The sequence below is a fragment of the Xanthomonas boreopolis genome (assembly GCF_046529185.1).
Classification (GTDB): domain Bacteria; phylum Pseudomonadota; class Gammaproteobacteria; order Xanthomonadales; family Xanthomonadaceae; genus Pseudomonas_S; species Pseudomonas_S boreopolis.
On the sequence record NZ_CP097162.1, the window covers coordinates 1,242,561 to 1,261,349 of the forward strand.

Annotated in this window: 17 protein-coding genes; 10 read left to right on the top strand and 7 right to left on the bottom strand. The window is 64.6% G+C overall.

Annotated elements, in window-relative coordinates; translation table 11 throughout:
- Positions 1-27: 27 nt before the first annotated feature.
- A complete protein-coding gene (locus M3M27_RS05540; protein WP_434027960.1) occupies positions 28-1,497 on the bottom strand; it encodes a DUF3375 domain-containing protein in 1,470 nt (489 codons plus the stop codon).
- Positions 1,498-1,598: 101 nt separating this feature from the next.
- Positions 1,599-2,210, bottom strand: coding sequence for a type IV toxin-antitoxin system AbiEi family antitoxin domain-containing protein (locus M3M27_RS05545; protein ID WP_048939786.1), 612 nt, complete (start codon positions 2,208-2,210; stop codon positions 1,599-1,601).
- A gap of 321 nt (positions 2,211-2,531) precedes the next feature.
- Between M3M27_RS05545 and rimK the strand changes: the two genes are divergently transcribed.
- The 4 genes from rimK (at position 2,532) to M3M27_RS05565 (ending at position 6,128) form a co-directional block, all read left to right on the top strand.
- Entirely contained in the window at positions 2,532-3,440 is a 909-nt protein-coding gene (rimK, locus tag M3M27_RS05550) for a 30S ribosomal protein S6--L-glutamate ligase (RefSeq protein WP_434027410.1), read from the top strand.
- 155 nt (positions 3,441-3,595) lie between these two features.
- Positions 3,596-4,069, top strand: a complete 474-nt coding sequence (locus M3M27_RS05555; protein WP_434027411.1) for a hypothetical protein — start codon at positions 3,596-3,598, stop codon at positions 4,067-4,069.
- 24 nt (positions 4,070-4,093) lie between these two features.
- Positions 4,094-4,771: a response regulator transcription factor gene (locus M3M27_RS05560; protein WP_140719353.1), complete on the top strand. Its 678-nt coding sequence runs from the start codon at positions 4,094-4,096 to the stop codon at positions 4,769-4,771.
- Positions 4,764-6,128, top strand: a complete 1,365-nt coding sequence (locus M3M27_RS05565; protein WP_140719351.1) for a sensor histidine kinase — start codon at positions 4,764-4,766, stop codon at positions 6,126-6,128. The genes M3M27_RS05560 and M3M27_RS05565 overlap by 8 nt, the downstream gene beginning before the upstream one ends.
- 44 nt (positions 6,129-6,172) lie before the next feature.
- Here M3M27_RS05565 and coaE read toward each other — a convergent pair whose 3' ends face one another.
- From coaE to M3M27_RS05580, 3 genes are read right to left on the bottom strand one after another with little or no spacing between them, the layout of a single operon-like run.
- Positions 6,173-6,793 (bottom strand): dephospho-CoA kinase, encoded by a 621-nt coding sequence (gene coaE / locus M3M27_RS05570; protein ID WP_434027412.1) that lies wholly within the window; start codon positions 6,791-6,793, stop codon positions 6,173-6,175.
- 12 nt (positions 6,794-6,805) lie between these two features.
- Positions 6,806-7,669 carry a prepilin peptidase gene (locus tag M3M27_RS05575; protein ID WP_434027413.1) on the bottom strand — a complete coding sequence of 288 codons (864 nt, stop codon included), beginning with the start codon at positions 7,667-7,669 and terminating at the stop codon, positions 6,806-6,808.
- 6 nt (positions 7,670-7,675) lie between these two features.
- Complete coding sequence (locus M3M27_RS05580) at positions 7,676-8,935, bottom strand: type II secretion system F family protein (protein ID WP_434027414.1); 1,260 nt, start codon at positions 8,933-8,935, stop codon at positions 7,676-7,678.
- A gap of 365 nt (positions 8,936-9,300) precedes the next feature.
- On the opposite strand from M3M27_RS05580, the gene M3M27_RS05585 reads away from it, so the two are divergent.
- From M3M27_RS05585 to pilB, 5 genes are all read left to right on the top strand, one after another.
- Positions 9,301-9,765 carry a pilin gene (locus tag M3M27_RS05585; protein ID WP_434027415.1) on the top strand — a complete coding sequence of 155 codons (465 nt, stop codon included), beginning with the start codon at positions 9,301-9,303 and terminating at the stop codon, positions 9,763-9,765.
- 74 nt (positions 9,766-9,839) lie between these two features.
- A complete protein-coding gene (locus tag M3M27_RS05590) occupies positions 9,840-10,253 on the top strand; it encodes a pilin (RefSeq protein WP_434027416.1) in 414 nt (137 codons plus the stop codon).
- A 115-nt stretch (positions 10,254-10,368) separates the two neighbouring features.
- On the top strand, positions 10,369-11,478 hold the full coding sequence (locus tag M3M27_RS05595; protein ID WP_434027417.1) for an isoprenylcysteine carboxylmethyltransferase family protein: 1,110 nt from the start codon (positions 10,369-10,371) through the stop codon (positions 11,476-11,478).
- A 154-nt stretch (positions 11,479-11,632) separates the two neighbouring features.
- On the top strand, positions 11,633-12,391 hold the full coding sequence (locus tag M3M27_RS05600; protein WP_434027418.1) for a serine hydrolase domain-containing protein: 759 nt from the start codon (positions 11,633-11,635) through the stop codon (positions 12,389-12,391).
- Between the two features lie 58 nt (positions 12,392-12,449).
- Entirely contained in the window at positions 12,450-14,159 is a 1,710-nt protein-coding gene (gene pilB / locus M3M27_RS05605; RefSeq protein WP_434027961.1) for a type IV-A pilus assembly ATPase PilB, read from the top strand.
- A 75-nt stretch (positions 14,160-14,234) separates the two neighbouring features.
- On the opposite strand, the gene M3M27_RS05610 is transcribed toward pilB, so the two are convergent.
- Both M3M27_RS05610 and M3M27_RS05615 read right to left on the bottom strand, forming a co-directional pair.
- A complete protein-coding gene (locus M3M27_RS05610) occupies positions 14,235-15,617 on the bottom strand; it encodes a sigma-54-dependent transcriptional regulator (protein ID WP_434027419.1) in 1,383 nt (460 codons plus the stop codon).
- Positions 15,618-15,705: 88 nt separating this feature from the next.
- Positions 15,706-17,319 carry a sensor histidine kinase gene (locus M3M27_RS05615; protein ID WP_434027420.1) on the bottom strand — a complete coding sequence of 538 codons (1,614 nt, stop codon included), beginning with the start codon at positions 17,317-17,319 and terminating at the stop codon, positions 15,706-15,708.
- A 280-nt stretch (positions 17,320-17,599) separates the two neighbouring features.
- On the opposite strand from M3M27_RS05615, the gene sucC reads away from it, so the two are divergent.
- On the top strand, positions 17,600-18,772 hold the full coding sequence (sucC, locus tag M3M27_RS05620) for an ADP-forming succinate--CoA ligase subunit beta (protein ID WP_434027421.1): 1,173 nt from the start codon (positions 17,600-17,602) through the stop codon (positions 18,770-18,772).
- Positions 18,773-18,789 lie beyond the last annotated feature (17 nt).

Sequence of the window (18,789 nt, forward strand, 5' to 3'; positions counted from 1 at the left end):
CTTTGCTCTGTCCGTCGCAGCTTGCATTCAGCGCGTAAAGATCACGCGCGGCATTCGCGCCCGCCGTCGTACCGTCGAGCCATCGCTGTCCTGCATGGCCCATTCGACGATCTCCTGCGCATCGTCATCCACCGTGGCCCTGAGGCCATCCAGCCCGCGGTTTCCCGCGTGGGCCAGTTCCAGCCAGGTGACCAGTTCGGCCAATCCCTGTTGCAGCGGCTGAGTCTCCAGCAACGCGCGCAAGCTGATCTGCGACTGTTGCCGCAATGCCTGCCGCAGGGCCTCACGCAAGCGGGCCTTGTCCACGACGTGCTGGTCGAACAGGCGTGCGGTGTCGATGTCGTCGTCCTCGCCGGATTCAAGTATCAGTTCCGCCAGGCGTGGCTTGGCATGGAGCGCAAACAGGGGGCGTTCCTGCGGCAAGGCGATGTCCGCGCCCATCTCGTCGAGGAGCATCACTTCGCCGGCCGGTGGCGTGTCGCGCAATGCAAGCGCCTTGATCTCGATGCTGCGCAACAGTTCGAGGATGCGACGGTTTTCCTGGAAGGCCCGGTCATCCAGGAAGCGGCGCAGTTGCTGCGACAACTGCGCCACCGTGCGTTGGGTATGTTCGCCCGCTTCCAGCCAATCGTGGTGAACCCGGCGGGTGCGCGGCTCCGGCTTGAGCGCGGCCACGGCAGGCAGGCCGAGGACTTGGTCGAGCCGTGCGGACAGTTCTTCCTGGCGACGGCTGGACATCAGGAAATCCCAGAACGCACGGAAGCTGCGCCCCTGGTCGGAATCTCCGATGGCATCGCGCTCGCCCATGACTTCGTCGAGCAAAGCCCCCTTGCTGCCGTCCCACAACGCGATTTTCTCGCGGACGCTGCGGTCGAGCTGGCGGAAATTGTGCTCCACCTGACGGAAGTCGCTCAGCAGTTCGCGCGCCAGTTGCTGAAATTGCAGGAAGCGATCCTTGATGGCCGTGTCATCCATGAGCGGCACATCGCCGGACAGGACGCGTCCGATCTCGGCATCGATCTCGTCGCGCTTGCGGCGCAGTTCCTCCAGGCGCCTGGCTGGATCAGCCTGGCTTCCGGTGCTGATCTGCTCCAGCAGCGCGAACAAGGTCAGCAGGCGCGATTCGGTACCGACGAAAGGCCGCTCAGTCAGCGACACCAGCCAGGCGATGGCCTTTTCGGTGGCAGGGGTAAGGTCGAACTGGGCCTCGTCGGTGCCGGGCTTGTAGAACTTGCGCAGCCAGCCCTTGTCTGGCGCGCACCAGTCATTCAGGTATTCGGTTGCGGCTTTCGGATACACCTCGGCGCCGAGGGCTTCGCGCAGGGCAAACAACTCGTCTTCCAGCATCTCGGCCAGATCCGCTTCGCTCGTCACCCGCACGTTCGGCGCGACGAACACCCGGTACAGGAAGCTTGCCACCAATGGCGCATGTGGCGAGGCCAGCAATCGCCATGCAGGATGCCGATCGCGGTATGTCGTGAGTGTGAGGTGGTCCAGTGCCATGATGGGCTGCCTATTCGAGCCGTTCGCTGACAACGACGTCTCGATCCAAATGCACGGATCGGCTCGCCCAGAAAGCGCGAATCAAGGCGGCGTGGTCACTCATGCGAAACCGCCTCCAGGTAAGGGCGCATGACATTTGCGACCCGGCAGACCTTGGCATGGCGCCATAGGTCATCGGCTGAAGCCTTGCGTGTCTTCCAGGCAGCCTTCAGCGCCTCGATGGCCACGTCCAGGCCGATCCGGTTGCGGTGCTTGAAGCAGTCCGCCACGGTTTTTGCGGCACTGTAGACCCGCAGTCTGGCGCCATCGCGTTCGTGCTCATCGATGCCCGAGGCATAGGCATCACCCGCCATCTGCACCATCTTGATCAGCGGGTGCTCGATACGCGGGGTGTGGCTGCCACGAGGCATGGCAATCCAGACCTGGCGAGGCCGTTGCGTGGTCAGTTCGTGGAACTGGAGTGCCGTCAGCAAGCAGAACACGGCCTTGGGAACCTTGACTGCAATCGTGGCGAGGTCCTCGTGCGCGGACATGGGGTTGCCCGGCAAACGGTAGAGGCCGCGCCCGACACGCTCCAATTGCCCGGATGTGGACAGACGTGTCAGCACCACCCGCGGCGCGCCGATGGTGTCCAAGTCGCTGGTGCGCAGGAAGCCCTGCTCGTGGAGCAGGGCAAGAGCGCGATGGGCATGTGAGGATCTTTCCATCGCTCCAAAGATGTTCCTTGATTTCGTTGATCTTATACATCAAACGATAGAATGAAACACGTCTGCCTGGAGCGCGTGTTGATGACGGACCGTGAATGTCAGCAAACAAATGCGGACAGGATCTGGTTGCCGACGCGGTACGCCCGGTACATAATCTGGCCTGATTCCGTAGCGCCAACGGAATAAACCTGTTATCAATCAACGATTTGAGTGCGGCGTGATGTTCCCTTCACCCGCTCCATCTTCCAGCCCCGGCACGGGGCTGAGGCAGCCGCCACCGGCCCGGGCAAGATGCACCAGGCTGCTCCGCGCGAACCCGCGATGAAGCTCGCCATCCTTTCCCGCAACAGCAAGCTCTATTCCACCCGCAGGCTGGTGGAGGCCGCGCGCGCGCGCGGGCACACGGTACGCATTCTCGACCCGCTGCGCTGCTACATGCGCATCGCGGCCGACGGCTTCTCCATGCACTACAAGGGCAAGCCGATCACCGGCTACGACGCGGTGATCCCGCGCATCGGCGCCTCGATCACCCGCTACGGCACGGCGGTGCTGCGCCAGTTCGAGATGATGGGGACGTACACCCCCAACCCGTCCGACGCGATCCTGCGCTCGCGCGACAAGCTGCGCGCCCACCAACTGCTGGCCGCGCAGGGCATCGACATGCCGGTGACCGTGTTCGGCGACAACCCGGACGATACCCAGGACCTGCTCTCGATGCTCGGCCCGCCGCCGCACGTGGTGAAGCTCAACGAGGGCGCGCAGGGCGCCGGCGTGATCCTCACCGAGAAGGCCAGCGCCTCGCGAGGGCTGGTCGAGGCCCTGCGGGGCCTGTACGCCAACTTCCTCGTCCAGGAATTCATCGGCGAGGCCGCCGGTGCCGATCTGCGCTGTTTCGTGGTGGGCGACAAGGTGGTGGCCGCCATGCGCCGCCAGGCCGCCGAGGGCGACTTCCGTTCCAACCTACACCTGGGCGGGACCGCGGCCGCGGCCGAAGCGAGCCCGCAGGAGCAGGCCGTGGCAGTGCGTTCGGCCCAGGCGCTGGGACTGTCCGTGGCCGGCGTGGACCTGATCCGTTCCTCGCGCGGGCCGTTGGTCCTGGAGGTGAACTCGACGCCGGGGCTGGAGGGGATCGAGGCGGTCTGCGGCGTGGACGTGGCCGGGGCCATCGTCCACCAACTGGAGCGGTTGACCAGGAAAGCAGGCCCCCCTTCTCGTCATCCGGTCGCTTGATAATTATTTAATACCGGCGTTTTTCGACCTTAACAGGACGGCCGGCCAGGGGCGGGTGCGGCCGTTCCCGTGTTTCCTTGCGCATGGTCGAGGAGTTGGTCAACATGGGGACTCATGGCGTGCCGACGCAGGATTTCTAAGGAGGGAGAAGGGAAATGCGTAGTTTCGTTCTTGTGCTGTTTCTGGGCCTGATGGCGTCTTCTTCGGCATTCGCTCAGGCTCAGAAGGGTAAGTTGCCGCTGGACCTGGGCAAGCCCGGCCCCGATGTCGCAGGGCAGATCCAGCAGATCCGCGCCGACCTCGCGGAAGGCGAGCTCTATTCGGAGATCGAGGCGGCCAAGCGGGCCGAAGTGGTGCAGGCGCTGGACCGTATATCCGCAACGATAGACCGTAACCAGGGTCGTGAACTTTCCAGGGCCGATCAGGTCTCACTTTCCAACGACCAGGAGCTCGTCAACGTCATCCTGACGCGTGCGAAGGAAGACAGCCGGATGGTATGCCGGCGGGAACGAGCGATCGGCAGCAACATGATCACGTCCCAGTGCATGACCGTGGCGCAGCGAAGGGAAGCCCAGCGCCGCAGTCAGCAGGACATGAACGACGTACAGCGCAGGTCGCGGCTGGATTAGGTCAAGGCAAATCACGAGGCTCAAGTGCGTATTCTGGTAATCGAAGACAACAGCGACATCGCCGCCAACCTGGGCGACTACCTCGAGGACCGGGGCCATACCGTCGACTTCGCGGCCGACGGCGTGACCGGCTTGCACCTGGCGGTCGTCCACGAATTCGATGCCATCGTGCTCGACCTCAACCTGCCGGGCATGGACGGTATCGAGGTCTGCCGCAAGCTGCGCAACGAGGCGCGCAAGCAGACCCCGGTCCTGATGCTCACCGCGCGCGACTCGCTGGACAACAAGCTGGCGGGCTTCGACTCGGGCGCGGACGATTACCTGATCAAGCCGTTCGCGCTGCAGGAAGTCGAGGTCCGGCTCAACGCGCTGGCCCGGCGCGGCAAGGGCGTGCATACGCGGGTGCTGGAGACCGGCGATCTCGAGTACAACCTGGACACGCTGGAAGTGCGCCGCCGCGGCAAGCTGCTGCAGCTCAACCCCACCGCGCTGAAGATCCTGCAGGCGCTGATGGAAGCCGCTCCCGCCGTGGTCACGCGCCAGGAACTCGAAACCCGCGTCTGGGGCGAGGAACTGCCCGATTCGGATTCCCTGCGGGTGCATATCCACGGCCTGCGCTCGGTGGTGGACAAGCCGTTCGACGTGCCGTTGATCCAGACCCGCCACGGCATTGGCTATCGCATCGCGGCACCCGATGCCTGACGGCGGTAGCTCTCCGGCCGGTACGCCCGAGCGTCGCCGCGGGCGTTACCGGCGGCGGCTGCGCAGCCGCATCATCCTGTCCTTCGTCCTGCTGGGCACCGGCCTGACGGCGCTGTTCGCCTACCTGACCGACTACGCGCGGCAGCGCGTGGAAAACCAGCTCGTCGAAGACGTGATGAACAAGAACATCGACGAGTACGCGCGGCGTTTCTACCTGGACCCGTCGCGCAGCCCCGACATGCCCGTGCAGCAGATGATCGCGCGGGTGGTGAAGAGCGACAAGTTCGAGGAACTGCGCCGGGAGGAGCCGGACTGGTACGAGCTGCCGAACGGCATCCACAGCATTTCCGGCGTGGACGAGAAGGGCAAGCCGTTCGCCTACAAGCTGGCGGTGCGCAAGACGCCCAACGAATGGTTCTTCTTCGCCTACGACGTGACCCAGAGCATCAAGGGCGAACAGCAGCTCAAGCGCGCGCTGTACATCTCGGTGATGCTGTTCAGCGGGCTGTCGCTGCTGATCGGCTGGTGGTCGGCCTCGAAGGTGATGCGGCCGGTGTCGGACCTGGCCGCCCGGCTGCGGGCGTACCGCGGCGGCACCAGCGAGTTCAAGCCGCTGGCGCCGCACTTTCCCGACGACGAGGTCGGCCAGCTGGCCGAGGCATTGGACGATTACTCCGTCCGGCTGACCGAAGTGGTGCAGCGCGACCGCGAGTTCAACGCGGACGTGAGCCATGAGCTGCGCACGCCGCTGGCGGTCATCCGCGGCGCCACCGAGCTCCTGCTGACCCGGCCGAACCTCGACCCGAAAGTCCTGCAGCGGCTGCAACGCATCCAGCGCGCCGAACAGCAATGCAGCGACCTGATCGGCGCATTGCTGCTGCTGTCGCGCAACGAGCGCGGGCAGGGCAGCAGCAACGTCGCCAAGGTGGCCGAGCAACTGCTTGAGGCGCATCGCGCCCAGTTGGGCGGCAAGCCGCTGGAGCTTGTGCTGGAAGGCGAGCGTGGCCTGGTCATCGACGCGCCGGAGTCGGCCCTGTCCGTCGCGCTGGGCAACCTCATCGGCAACGCCGTCAAGTACACGCAGGATGGGCAGGTCTGCGTAAGGGTGACGAACGATGCCGTCGAGGTCACCGATACCGGCCCGGGCCTGAGCGAAGAGGATGCGGCCAAGCTGTTCCAGCGCGGGTACCGCGGTACGCATGCCGGGCACTCCCAGGGCGGCGGCATCGGCCTGTCGATCGTCAGCCGGCTCTGCGACCTGTACGGATGGCAGGTGAGCGTCCGCCCCGGCAAGGAGCGCGGCGTGGTGGCGACGCTGCGTTTCGGTCAGGCGCGTGGAGCGACCCCTGCGGCTTGAGATGCCGTCGCGGCGGCGATCCCCGGCCAAGGCCGGGATCGCGCCTATCCGGCGGTCTTGGATGCGGCGAGTCCTCGATAGCGGCCGTCCAACGCCGCGACGAGCCGTCCAAGCGCTTCGGCATCGCCGTCGTTGACGATGACGTCGTCGGCCAGGGCAAGCCGTTGTTCGCGGCTGGCCTGGGCGGCGATCATGCGGTCGGCCAGGGACGCATCGATGTTGTCCCGGAGCATCAGGCGCTGGCGCTGGAGCGCCATGGGGGCATCGACCACCAGGATGCGATCGAGCCAGGGATAGCCGGTGCGCCCGCCGGCTTCGGCAAGCAGCGGGATCGCGGCGATGGCGTAGGGGCCGATGGCGGCCTCGCAAGCCTGCCGCAGGCGCAGGCGGATCTCGGGGTGGGTGATCGCTTCCAGCGCCCGGCGAAGCTCCGGGTCGGCGAATACCAGCTCGCGCAAGGCGCGCCGGTCCAGGCGCCCGTCGATTTGCAGGATGCCAGGGCCGAAGCGTTCGGCGATCCGCGACAGCGTCGGGCCGGGTTCGACGACCTCGCGTGCCACCGCATCGGCGTCGACGACCGTTATGCCGAGCGCCTCGAAGCGGCGCCCGGCCTCGCTCTTGCCCGAGGCGATTCCACCGGTAAGGCCGACGATGAAGTCGCTCATGCCGGTCGCGGATCAGGCCAGGCCGGCGAGCCGCAGGTAGCCGTCGATGATCTGGTCGCCCCAGAAGAACACGATCCAGCCCGCGATCGCCAGGTACGGCCCGAACGGGATGGGGGTGGCGCGGTCGCGGCCCTTGGCCGCCAGCCAGATCGACCCCAGCAGCGCCCCGACCAGCGAGGAGATCAGGATGATCGGCAGGATGCCCTTCAGGCCGCACCACGCACCGAGCGCGGCCAGCAGCTTGAAATCGCCGTGCCCCATGCCTTCCTTGCCGGTGAGCTGCTTGAACAGCCACCAGACCATCCAGAGCGAGACGTAACCCACCGCCGCGCCCAGCAGGGCAGGCTTGGCGTGCATGTACAGGTTGTCCATGGACCCGACCAGGCCCAGCCACATCAGCGGCAGGGTCAGCTGGTCGGGCAGCAACCGGGTCCGCAGGTCGATGCCGGACAGCGCGACCAGGAAGCAACTGAGCACGATCGCGCCGAATCCCTGCCAGCCGAAGCCGAAGCGCCACACGCTGGCGACCACCAGCAGCGACGTGAGCAACTCCACCAGCGGGTACTGGAGCGAGATCGGCGCATGGCAGTGCCGGCACTTGCCGCCCTGGATCACCCAGCTGACCAGCGGGATGTTCTCGTACCAGCTGAGCCGGTGCTTGCAGTGCGGACAGTGCGAGGGCTCCACCACGATCCCGGGCGGCGGCGGCTCGTAGATGTCCGGCTCGCCCAGGATCTCGCGCGCGTCGCGCTTCCACTGCCACTCCATCCGGCGCGGCAGCCGCAGGATCACCACGTTGAGGAAACTGCCCAGCAGCAGTCCCAGCCCGGCCGCGGCGGGAAAGCCAAGTCCGGGATGCTGGTCGAGAAATGCCATTACCTGTTATCCGACGACGGCGCCAAGTTTGAAGATGGGCAGGTACATGCCGATGACCATGCCGCCCACGATGGTACCAATGAACACCATGATCATGGGTTCCAGCAGGCTGCTCAGGGCGTCCACCGCGTTGTTCACTTCCTGCTCGTAGTACTCGGCCACCTTGAACAGCATCGCGTCCAGGGCGCCGGCCTCCTCGCCGATGGCGGTCATCTGCACGACCATATGGGGGAACAGGTTGACCTGCTTCATCGCCATGTTGACAGGATAGCCGACCGACACGTCGTCGCGCATGCGAAGCACGGATTCCTCGTAGATCTTGTTGCCGGTGGCGCCCGCGACGATGCCCAGCGCCTCCACCAGCGGCACGCCGGCCTTGAACGTCACCGCCGTGGTACGGGCGAAGCGGGCGATCGAGCTGTTGTGCATGATCTGGCCGATCATCGGTACCTTCAGGATCAGCCGGTCCATGCCGTGCTGCATGCGTGGCGATCGTTTGTAGGCGAAGATGAAGCCAAAAATGGAGCCGACGGCTACGAGCAGCATCAGCCACCAGTAGCTGACCATGAAGCGCGATGCAGCCACGATCATCTGGGTGAATGCCGGCAACTCGGCGCCGAAGCCCTTGAACACCTCCTCGAACTGCGGGACCACGAAAATCAACAGGATCGCGCTGACGATGATCGCCACGGCGATGACCATCGCCGGGTAGAACAGCGCCTTCTTGATCTTGCCCTTGAGCCCCTCGATGTTTTCCTTGTAGGTGGCGATGGTGTCGAGTACGGTCTCGAGCACGCCAGCGCCTTCGCCAGCGCGCACCAGGTTCCGGTACAGTTCGTCGAACTGGACGGGATGCTTGCTGATGGCCTCGTATAGCGAAGAGCCGCCCTCGATGTCGCCACGGATATCGCCCACCAACTTCTTCATGCGTGGATTCTTGTGGCCGCTGCCGATGATTTCCAGAGCCGCGACGATCGGTACGCCGGATTTCATCATGGTCGCCATCTGGCGGCTGAAGAAGGCGATATCCTTGGGCTTGATAGCCGCGCCGGCGCTGCCGAACAGCGGCTTGGGCTTGGGCTTGACCACGCTGGGCGTGATGCCTTGCTTGCGCAGCTCGGCCCTGAGCAGGTTGGCATTGCGGGCGGCCTGTTCCCCCTTCATCTTGACGCCGCGCTTGTCGGTGCCCTCCCAGACGAAGGGCTGAAGCTGGCTGGCACTGCGGTTTACGGGCTCTTTCTTGACGGCGCTACGCGCTATGGACATATGGATTCCCCGGGTCCGGCCATCCCCAGGCCGGAAGTATGTGGATGGTACTGGGTTCCGGCCTGACAGGCATCGGGAACAGCTACAAGCGTGGAGACGGTCACGGTGGCCGGGGAAGGCACGATGCCGGAAAGGGATGGTGGCAAAAAGTGACGTTCTGCGTCACATCGAAGTTTTTGTCGCAAATGCAGTAGAAGGGGGCTTCCAATTGCCGTGCAGGCTGCCATCATTGCGCCGGGGAGTTGTACCGGAAAGATGCAGGGAAGTTGGCATGCTATCTGCGATAAGCAAGCTTGCGTGCCGATTCGCTCGATAGACTCAGCCCGGTAGGCGCCTTCAATCAACCAACCTCTAGGGGATGACACATGAAGAAGCAGCAGGGCTTTACCCTGATCGAACTGATGATCGTTGTGGCGATCATCGCCATTTTGGCTGCTATCGCGCTGCCAGCCTATCAGGACTACACGATCCGCGCTCGCGTGTCGGAGGCGGCAGTCCTAGCCTCCGGTGCGAAGACCACCGTGGCCGAGAACATCGCCAACAATGGTGGTCAGATCGCTGCCGGTGCTTGTGCTGGTGTTGATACGACGGCTCCGGGTACCACCAATGTCGCTTCCTTTACCTGTACCGATGATACTGGCGTGATTGGTGTGACCACGACTGCTAAGGCGGGTTCGGTGACCCTGACCTTTACTCCGACTGCTGGCGCTGGTGTCGCTGGCACTAAGTGGGCTTGCTCGGCCACGGGCGGCAAGCCCGCCTACTATCCGGCCGAGTGCCGCACCGCTGCCGCCGGCGGCAGCACCGGCGGCGGCAGCACCGGCGGCTAATAGCTGCTGGTGCGATGAGAAGCCCCGCTCCGGCGGGGCTTTTTTACTGAGACTTGAAGAATTCGGAGGGGGGGATGCGTCGAAATGAGGGGTTTACCCTGATCGAATTGATGATCGTCTTGGCGATAATTGCAATCCTGGCTGCCATCGCTTTGCCTGCGTACCAAGACTATACCATTCGCGCGCGGGTGTCCGAAGCCGTTGTCCTTTTGAGCGGCGCCAAGGCCCTTGTGACAGAAAACATCAATAACGAAAACTCGCTCAGCTCGACGGCATGCAATGGCGTTTCAGGCGTTGCGCCCGTTAGTGCCAACGTTACGTCCTTTTCATGCCAGGGCAATGGCGTACTGACAGTGACGACCGCGCCCAAGGCGGGCAGCGTGACGCTGACATTGGTGCCAACCTATGTCCAGGAAGAGCCGGTTAAATGGCGCTGCGTACGCACGGCGGGCGAGAATAAGCATGTGCCCCCGGAATGCCGTGCCTGATCTAGAGCCCTCGCGACCGGATCAAGGTGGGGGGGCGGCTCCAGTTGCGTTGCCTTCTAGTGCTGTGCCTATCCGCGTAGCTTTAATTGGCGCCGCAGGCGCGATCATTGCGTTCTTGGTTAGCTGGTTCGGCCATCTTGGCCCGCTATCTGCATTGTGGCTGTTGATCGTGGCCGCGGCTGTGCCCATGTGGCTTCTTGAACGCAAACGCTTTGGCGGTAGCGAGCTTCCAATGCGCTCGAGATGCTCTGGAGTGGCTTGGTGGACCGGGGCTTTGGCAGTTGTTGGCCTTTTCCTTCTGAGCTTCATGCTGCAGGTGAGGTTAGGTGGTCCCCGAGCCTTTTCATTCCCGGAAATATTGTCCTCTCTTCTTGCAATTCTGGGGGTGATCTTCTTCCTCTCGTTGCGAGATTATCTTGATGGTCTGGTGGAGCCCGTCTCCCAGTTCGGCAAGGTATTGCTTCGTGACTGGGACGCCGAAGCCGGGCGCGCATCCGTTGTGCTGGGGTGGGTGGTCAAGGCTTTTTTCCTGCCGCTCATGTTGGGGTGGTGCTACACATGGCTGGAAAGTGCGTTAGCTGCCGATATGAAATCGGCTTCCTCAGCAGTATTCGTGTTGATATTCGCGCTTCTGTATGCGGTCGATTGCGCGTTCGCCATTATTGGTTATGTATATAGCAGCACAAGGATTGGGGCAGAGATCCGTTCAGTAGATCGAACATGGCTGGGTTGGTTGTCAGTGCTTGTTTGCTACCCGCCATTGGCAGTGTTTGTCATTGACGGCTGGCTGCTCTATCGGAGTGCGGAAGATTGGCGGCATTGGTTGGGTGGATCGTCACTGCTGGGGCCTATCTGGGCCGCCGGGATCTTGGCTCTGACGGCTATCTATACTTCTGCGACGATGGCATTTGGGCCGCGATTTTCTAATCTGACACATCGTGGGGTCATCACTTCTGGTCCCTATCGCTTTGTCAGGCATCCGGCCTACATAAGCAAGAATCTCAGCTGGTGGATGATATCTATGCCGTTCTTTTCGGTGCATGGCTATGGAACAGCTATATTCAACTCACTGGCTTTGTTGTGCGTTAACGGGATATATGCGCTACGCGCCTACACGGAGGAGCGACATCTGCGATCCGACCCCGAATACCTGCGCTATGTACACTGGATCGAGCATCACGGCCTCGTCGCGCGGATTTTTGGAATGTTTCGCCGTGTGGTGTAGGTATCGTTTGGTAGCTGTCGCGCTCGGCGCTTTCATTCTGGTCGGCTGTTCGGATGGCCCAGAGGAGCAGTGTTTGCGCGATGCTATGTCGCACACAGGACTGGCGCGTGGGGTCCTGTTTGCTGATCTTGCGGCAGGGCCGAAGCAGGTCTCAATGGAATGGATGGATTCCCTTATGCCTTCCGGCTGGCGCACCTATTCAGCGGCGAGCCTGACGAAGCCAATCGTGGCGAGCCAGGTGGCTAAGCTGATCGATGCCGGTAGCATTAGCCTTGATGCGTCAGTGGCCTCGCTCTTCCCCGAACTCCACGGTGCAAAAAATTACCCTGAGATCCAAGTTCGAAACCTGATCCAGCATACCGGAGGGTTCGATCGCGATTCATCTGGTGATCCCTTATGGGACGGCGATCAGGTGCGCCCGTGCCCCGTTGCGGCACAGATCGCCCTCTCGCGACCACTGGATTTTGTTCCTGGACAGAAGATCTCATACTCAAATGTCGGATACTGCTTGCTCGGTATGCTAGTGCAGAAGAGCCTGCCGCAGGCCGACGAGGCATTGCTAGAGGCGTTGCAGTCTCCTTTGGGTGCGGCCGGTGGATGGCAGTCTTCGTTGCCTGAGTTGCATTCGCGTCTCAAGGCTACGCTGCCCGTGCGTGATCTTCCGCCGACGGTGGTCCTTGATGACGGCTCATACTACGCCTATGGCTGGCGACACTGGCCTACGAAGGACCCAGACCTGGCTTGGACGCATTTTGGGCGGCTGCCCGGAATGCTGTCGGTAGCTTTCACCGATGGCCGGTCAAACATGTTGGTGGCGTATTTCGAAGGGGATCCGCGCAACTATAATGCAACTGGGCTGGCCTTCAGCCGCGAGGCATGGCGCTGCCTTTCCGCCTGGGAGAGGGCAAGGTAATGAAAGGCCATCGGGCGCAGATGAGGGGACTATGAACGCAGCAGTCACTGCTAATCTTGTGGGAGTCACTGGCATTGCCCGCCGCCTCGTCCAGGACGGCGTGCTGGACGAGTCCGCCGCCCGCGCGGCCATGGACCAGGCCGCGGTCGCCAAGGTCCCGCTACCGCAGTGGTTCGCCGAGAAGAAGCTGGCCACCGCGGCCCAGTTGGCGGCGGCCAACTCGGTCGAGTTCGGCATGCCCTTGCTCGACGTGTCGGCCTTCGATGCCAGCCAGAGCGCGATGAAGCTGGTCAGCGAGGAGTTGCTGCAGCAGCACCAGGTGTTGCCGCTGTTCAAGCGGGGCAACAGGTTGTTCGTGGGGGTCAGCAATCCGACCCAGACCCGCGCGCTGGACGACATCAAGTTCCACACCAACCTGGCGGTGGAGCCGATCCTGGTCGACGAGGACCAGATCCGGCGCGCGCTGGAGCAGTGGCAGTCGAGCAACGGCGTCCTGGGGGCGGCGCTCGGCGAGGACGACGAGGGCATCGACAATCTCGACGTCGCGGTCGGCGACGAGGACGTGGGGGCCGGCGGCGATGCCGGCATCGACGCGAAGGGCGACGACACGCCCGTCGTGAAGTTCGTCAACAAGGTGCTGGTGGATGCGATCCGCCGCGGGGCTTCGGACATCCATTTCGAGCCTTACGAGGACGACTATCGCGTCCGCTTCCGCATCGATGGCCTGCTCAAGCAGGTGGCCAGGGCGCCGGTCAAGTTGAAGGAGCGCATCGCGGCGCGCCTGAAGGTGATGTCGCAGCTGGACATCGCCGAGAAGCGCGTGCCGCAGGACGGCCGCATCAAGCTCAACCTGTCCAAGACCAAGCAGATCGATTTCCGCGTCAGCACGCTGCCGACCCTGTTCGGCGAGAAGATCGTGCTGCGCATCCTGGACGGCAGCGCGGCCAAGCTGGGCATCGACAAGCTGGGCTACGAGCCGGACCAGCAGAAGCTGTTCCTGGAGGCCATCCACAAGCCGTACGGCATGGTGCTGGTGACCGGCCCGACCGGATCGGGCAAGACGGTGTCGCTGTACACGGCGCTGGGCATCCTCAACGACGAGACCCGCAACATTTCGACGGCCGAGGATCCGGTCGAAATCCGCCTTCCCGGCGTGAACCAGGTCCAGCAGAACAACAAGCGCGGCATGACGTTCGCCGCCGCGTTGCGCTCGTTCCTGCGCCAGGACCCGGACGTGATCATGGTCGGCGAGATCCGCGACCTGGAGACGGCGGAAATCGCGATCAAGGCGGCGCAGACCGGCCACATGGTGCTGTCGACGCTGCATACCAACGATGCGCCGCAGACCATCGCGCGCTTGATGAACATGGGCATCGCGCCCTACAACATCACCTCGTCGGTGACGCTGGTGATCGCCCAGCGCCTGGCGCGCCGCCTGTGCCCGCATTGCAAGCGCAAGACGGAACTGCCGGCCAACGCACTGCTGGCCGAGGGGTTCACGCTGGAGCAGATCGAAGCCGGCTTCGACCTGTACGAGCCGGTCGGTTGCGACGAGTGCACCGAAGGCTACAAGGGCCGCACCGGCATCTACCAGGTGATGCCCATGACCGACGAGATCGCCGCGATCGTGCTGGCGGGAGGCAATGCGCTGCAGATCGCCGAGGCGGCGCAGAAGCTCGGGGTGAGGGACCTGCGCCAGTCGGCGCTGCTGAAGGTGGTGCAGGGGGTGACCGGACTGGCCGAGATCAACCGGGTGACGAAGGATTGAGGCGGGCCAGTCCTGCCCTCATCCGGCGCTTCGCGCCACCTTCTCCCGCCGCGCGGGAGAAGGGATGGCTGTTCCCTACTCCATCCCCAGCTTCTTCAGCTTGTAGCGCAGGGCTCGGAAGGTGATGCCGAGCTGGGCCGCGGTGCGGGTCTTGTTCCAGCGGTTTTCTTCCAGCGCCTTCTGGATCGCCGCGCGTTCGAGCTGTTCGATGTAGGAGGGCAGGGCGGCCTTCGCCGGGTCGATGTCGACGACGGCTTCGGCGGGCTCTGCCGATGCGCCGGGCAGGCGCGGCGCGTTGTGCTGGGGCAGGCGCAGGTCGCTGGCGCTGATCTGGTCGTCTTCGGCCAGGGCCAACGCCCGTTCGAGGATGTTCTCCAGCTCGCGCACGTTGCCGGGAAAACCGTAGTGCCCGAGCGCGTCCAGCGCGGAAGGCGAGAGCAGGGGCATCGGCCGCCCCTGGCTGCGTGCCAGGCGGGCCAGGATCGAGGCCGCGAGATGGGGCAGGTCGTCGCCGCGCTCGCGCAGCGGCGGCACGCGCAGTTCGATCACGTTGATACGGTAGTACAGGTCGTGGCGGAAGCGGCCGTCGGCGACCAGCTCGCCGAGATCCTTGTGCGTGGCCGACAGGATGCGCACGTCCACCGGGACCTCGGCGGACGCGCCGACCGGGCGCACGGATTTTTCCTGGATCGCGCGCAGCAGCTTGACCTGCATCTGCAAAGGCAGTTCGGCGACCTCGTCGAGGAACAGGGTGCCGCCGCTGGCGGCCTGGAACAGGCCGGGCTTGTCGGCGTGGGCGCCGGTGAAGCTACCCTTCTTGTGGCCGAAGAACTCGCTTTCCATCAGCTCGGCGGGGATCGCGCCGCAGTTCACCGGGACGAACGGGCCGGCGGCGCGCGCGCCCTGCTCGTGGATCGTGCGCGCAACGAGTTCCTTGCCCACGCCGGATTCGCCGAGGATGTAGACCGGCGCCTGGCTGCGCGCGACCTTGGCGATGGTGGCGCGCAGCGCGCTCATCGCCGGGGAGTCGCCCAGCAGGCGGCTGGCCTGCTCCGGCGGCGGAGGTGGCGGGGCCGGGCGCTCGCTGTTGTTCAATTCCAGCGCGTGCTTGACCATGCGGCGCAACACATGGATGTCGACCGGCTTGCTGACGAAATCGAAGGCGCCGGCCTTCAGCGCTTCCACCGCGAGGTCCATGCTGCCGAACGCGGTGATCATCGCCACCGGCGTGTGCGGATGGTGGCGGGCGATCTCGGTGACCAGCTCGATGCCGTTGCCGTCGGGCAGGCGCATGTCGGTGATGCACAGGTCGAAGCGGTTGCTGCCCAGCAGTTCGCGCGCTTCGGCGAGGTTGGCGGCGGTACTGACGCGCAGGCCCATGCGTCCGAGCGTGAGGACCAGCAGTTCGCGGATGTCGCGTTCGTCGTCGACGACGAGGGCACTTCGGCTTTCGTTCATGGGGGACAAAGATAGATCGGCGCGAACGATGACGACAAATTCTGCCGGAATATGCCGCGCGGCGTCGTTTCGGGGCTGTTCGTCGAAATCATGGCGGCGCCAGTGTATGCGGCCCGGGCAGGACCACCCGGAAGCAGGCGCCGCCCGCGGGAACCGCCACGTACTCGAGCCGGGCCTGGTTGGCGCGGCAGAGCTCGCGGGCGATGTACAGGCCAAGCCCGGTACCGTGCTCGGAAGTGGTGAAGAACGGGCGGAACAGCTGCGCGGCGACCGCGTCGGGAATCCCGGGGCCGCGATCCATCACGTCGACCACCGCGCTGCGGTCCTGTGCAGCCACGCGCAACCTGACGCGCGCGGGCTCGTCCATCGTGCGCCCGTACTTGAGAGCGTTGTGCACCAGGGCGGTAAGGATCTGGTGCAGGTGCTTGGGGTCGACCAGCGCCTGCACGGTGGCTTGGCTGGTGATGGCTTCCAGGCTGTCGGTCTCGATCGACAGGGTCTGCCGGTACTCCAGCACGAAGCGGCGCACGAACGCGGAGAGGTTGAGGTTCTCGGGATTGGCGCGCTCGCGCCTGGCCAGGCCGAGCACGCTTTCGACGATGCCGTTGGTGCGCAGGCACTGCTGGTGGATGATCTGCAGCAGGCGGCGGTCGGCATCGCCGATCGCGGTCGATTCTTCCAGCAACTGTGCGGCATAGTTGATCGCCGCCAGCGGATTGCGGATCTCATGGGCCAGGCTCGCGGAGAAGCGGCCCATCGCCGACAGGGTCAGCGATTCGGCGCGCCGCGACACAACGGTGGCGTCATCAAGGAAGACCAGGGTGAGGTCGCTGTCGGCCAGCAGCCGGGCGAAGCGCGGTTGGACTTCCGGCTGGTCGGGGGAAAGCTGCAGCGGCGCCTCGTCCTGGGTCCAGCCGTTGCGCCAGCGCTGCAGGCGCCGGGCCAGCTCCGGCGCGGCGCTGGCCAGTTCGAGTTGGCCAGCGCCTGCGTAGCCGTCGGCGTCGCCGAGCAGGGCGGCGGCGGCCTCGTTCGCGAGCGCGACGCGATTGCGCGCGTCCACCACCAGCACGCCGGTGCGCATGCGGCGGATGATCAATTCGTTGATCTCGTAGAGGTTGGCGACCTGGGCGCCGCGCCGTTCGGCCAGGGCCTGGTTGTTGCGGGCGCGCTGGCCGATCTGGTGGCAGATGTAGGCCAATGCCAGGTAGCTGGTGACGAACATCGCGAGCTCGGCCAAGGTCCGGTTGCTGGCGTCGCCGTCGAGCTGGGTCCAGGCGTACTCGAGCACGGTGGCGATGCCGGCGAACACCGCGATGCCCAGGCCGTAGCGCAGCGGCAGCAGCATCGCCGCCGCCGCGACGTTGAACAGCAGCATCATCGCGATGCCGGCGCTGGCGCTGGGCAAGGCATGGATCGCCAGCGTCGCTGCGAGGATGTCCGCCGCGGTGCTGCAGGCCACGATCGGCGTCAGCCAGCGATCGTTGCGGCCCCAGAACAGCAACAGCATGGCCAGCAGCAGGTAGGCGGTGGTGACGCCTTGTGCCAGGCCGGGATGCAGCGGCTTGCCGACCAGCATGGACAACGGGCTGAAGACGAGCGCGGCCAGCAGGCCGGCGACCAGCACCCGGTACAGGGCGAAGAAATAGAGCTCGCGCCGGGGTACGGACTCGATCCGGTCGATGAGCGAGGTGCTGGGTGACAAGCCGGAACTCCCCTTCTGGCTGGCAGGAGCCGGAGTATAGGGGCGTGTCGATGGCGTGGTTTGCCGGGCCAGGCCGTTATGGGCGGTGCCTGGGCCCGATGCGCTGGCGCTGGCGCCCGCCGGGCCCGAACTCGCTCGCGCAAAGTCGCCGGGAATGCCCGATTTTGCGCCGCAGCCGCTCGTCGGCGACAATAGGCGGCCCGCCCGAGCACGTCAGGCAGCCCTGCAAGGCAGGGTCGCCGTGGTACCGGACGGTCGTTTCCTTTTCCCACGGTGACGCATGAATTTCCACGAATACCAGGCAAAACAATTGCTTGCCGAATACGGCATCCCGGTCCCGGCCGGCAAGGTCGCGGCGACTCCGGATGAAGCGGTCGAAGCCGCCAAGTCGTTGGGCGCCGGCCCCTGGATGGTCAAGGCGCAGATCCATGCGGGCGGCCGCGGCAAGGCCGGCGGCGTCAAGTTCTGCAAGACCGTCGACGACGTGAAGGCCGCGGCGGCCAAGATGCTCGGCACCAAGATGGCCACCTACCAGACCGCCGGCGTCGAGCTGCCGATCAACCTGGTGCTGGTGACCACCGCCGGCGAGATCGTCAAGGAACTGTACCTGTCGGTGCTGGTCGACCGCGGTACCAAGACCATCACCTACATCGCCTCGTCCGAGGGCGGCGTCGAGATCGAGCAGGTCGCCGCCGAGACCCCGGAGAAGATCCACACCCTGAACGTGGACTTCGTCGAGGGCGTGCAGGGCTACCATGGCCGCGACATCGGCTTCAAGCTGGGCCTGACCGCCAAGCAGGCCGGCCAGTTCGCCAACATCATGGTGAACCTGTACCGCATCTTCAACGAGAAGGACCTGGCGCTGGTCGAGATCAACCCGCTGGCGATCCTGGACGACGGCAACCTGTATGCGCTGGACGGCAAGTTCAACAGCGACGACAACGCCAACTTCCGCCACAAGGAACTGGTCGCCATGCGCGACAAGTCCCAGGAAGACCCGACCGAGGTGATCGCCTCGGAGCTGGACATCAACTACGTCACCATGGACGGCAACATCGGCTGCATGGTGAACGGCGCCGGCCTGGCCATGGCCACCATGGACGTCATCAAGCTCAACGGCGGCGAGCCGGCGAACTTCCTGGACGTGGGCGGCGGCGCGAACAAGCAGCGCGTGGTCGAGGCGTTCAAGCTGATCCTGTCCTCGGACAAGGTCGAAGGCATCTTCGTCAACATCTTCGGCGGCATCGTCCGTTGCGACATGATTGCCGAGGGCATCATCGCCGCGGTCAAGGAAGTGGGCGTCAAGGTGCCGGTCGTGGTGCGCCTGGAAGGCACCAACGTGGAAGAGGGCAAGCAGCTGCTGCGCGACAGCGGCATGGCCATCATCCCGGCCGACAACATCAACGACGGCGCCAAGAAGGTCGTCGAAGCGGTCAAGAAAGCCGCCGCCTGATCATTCCTGTTTCGGGG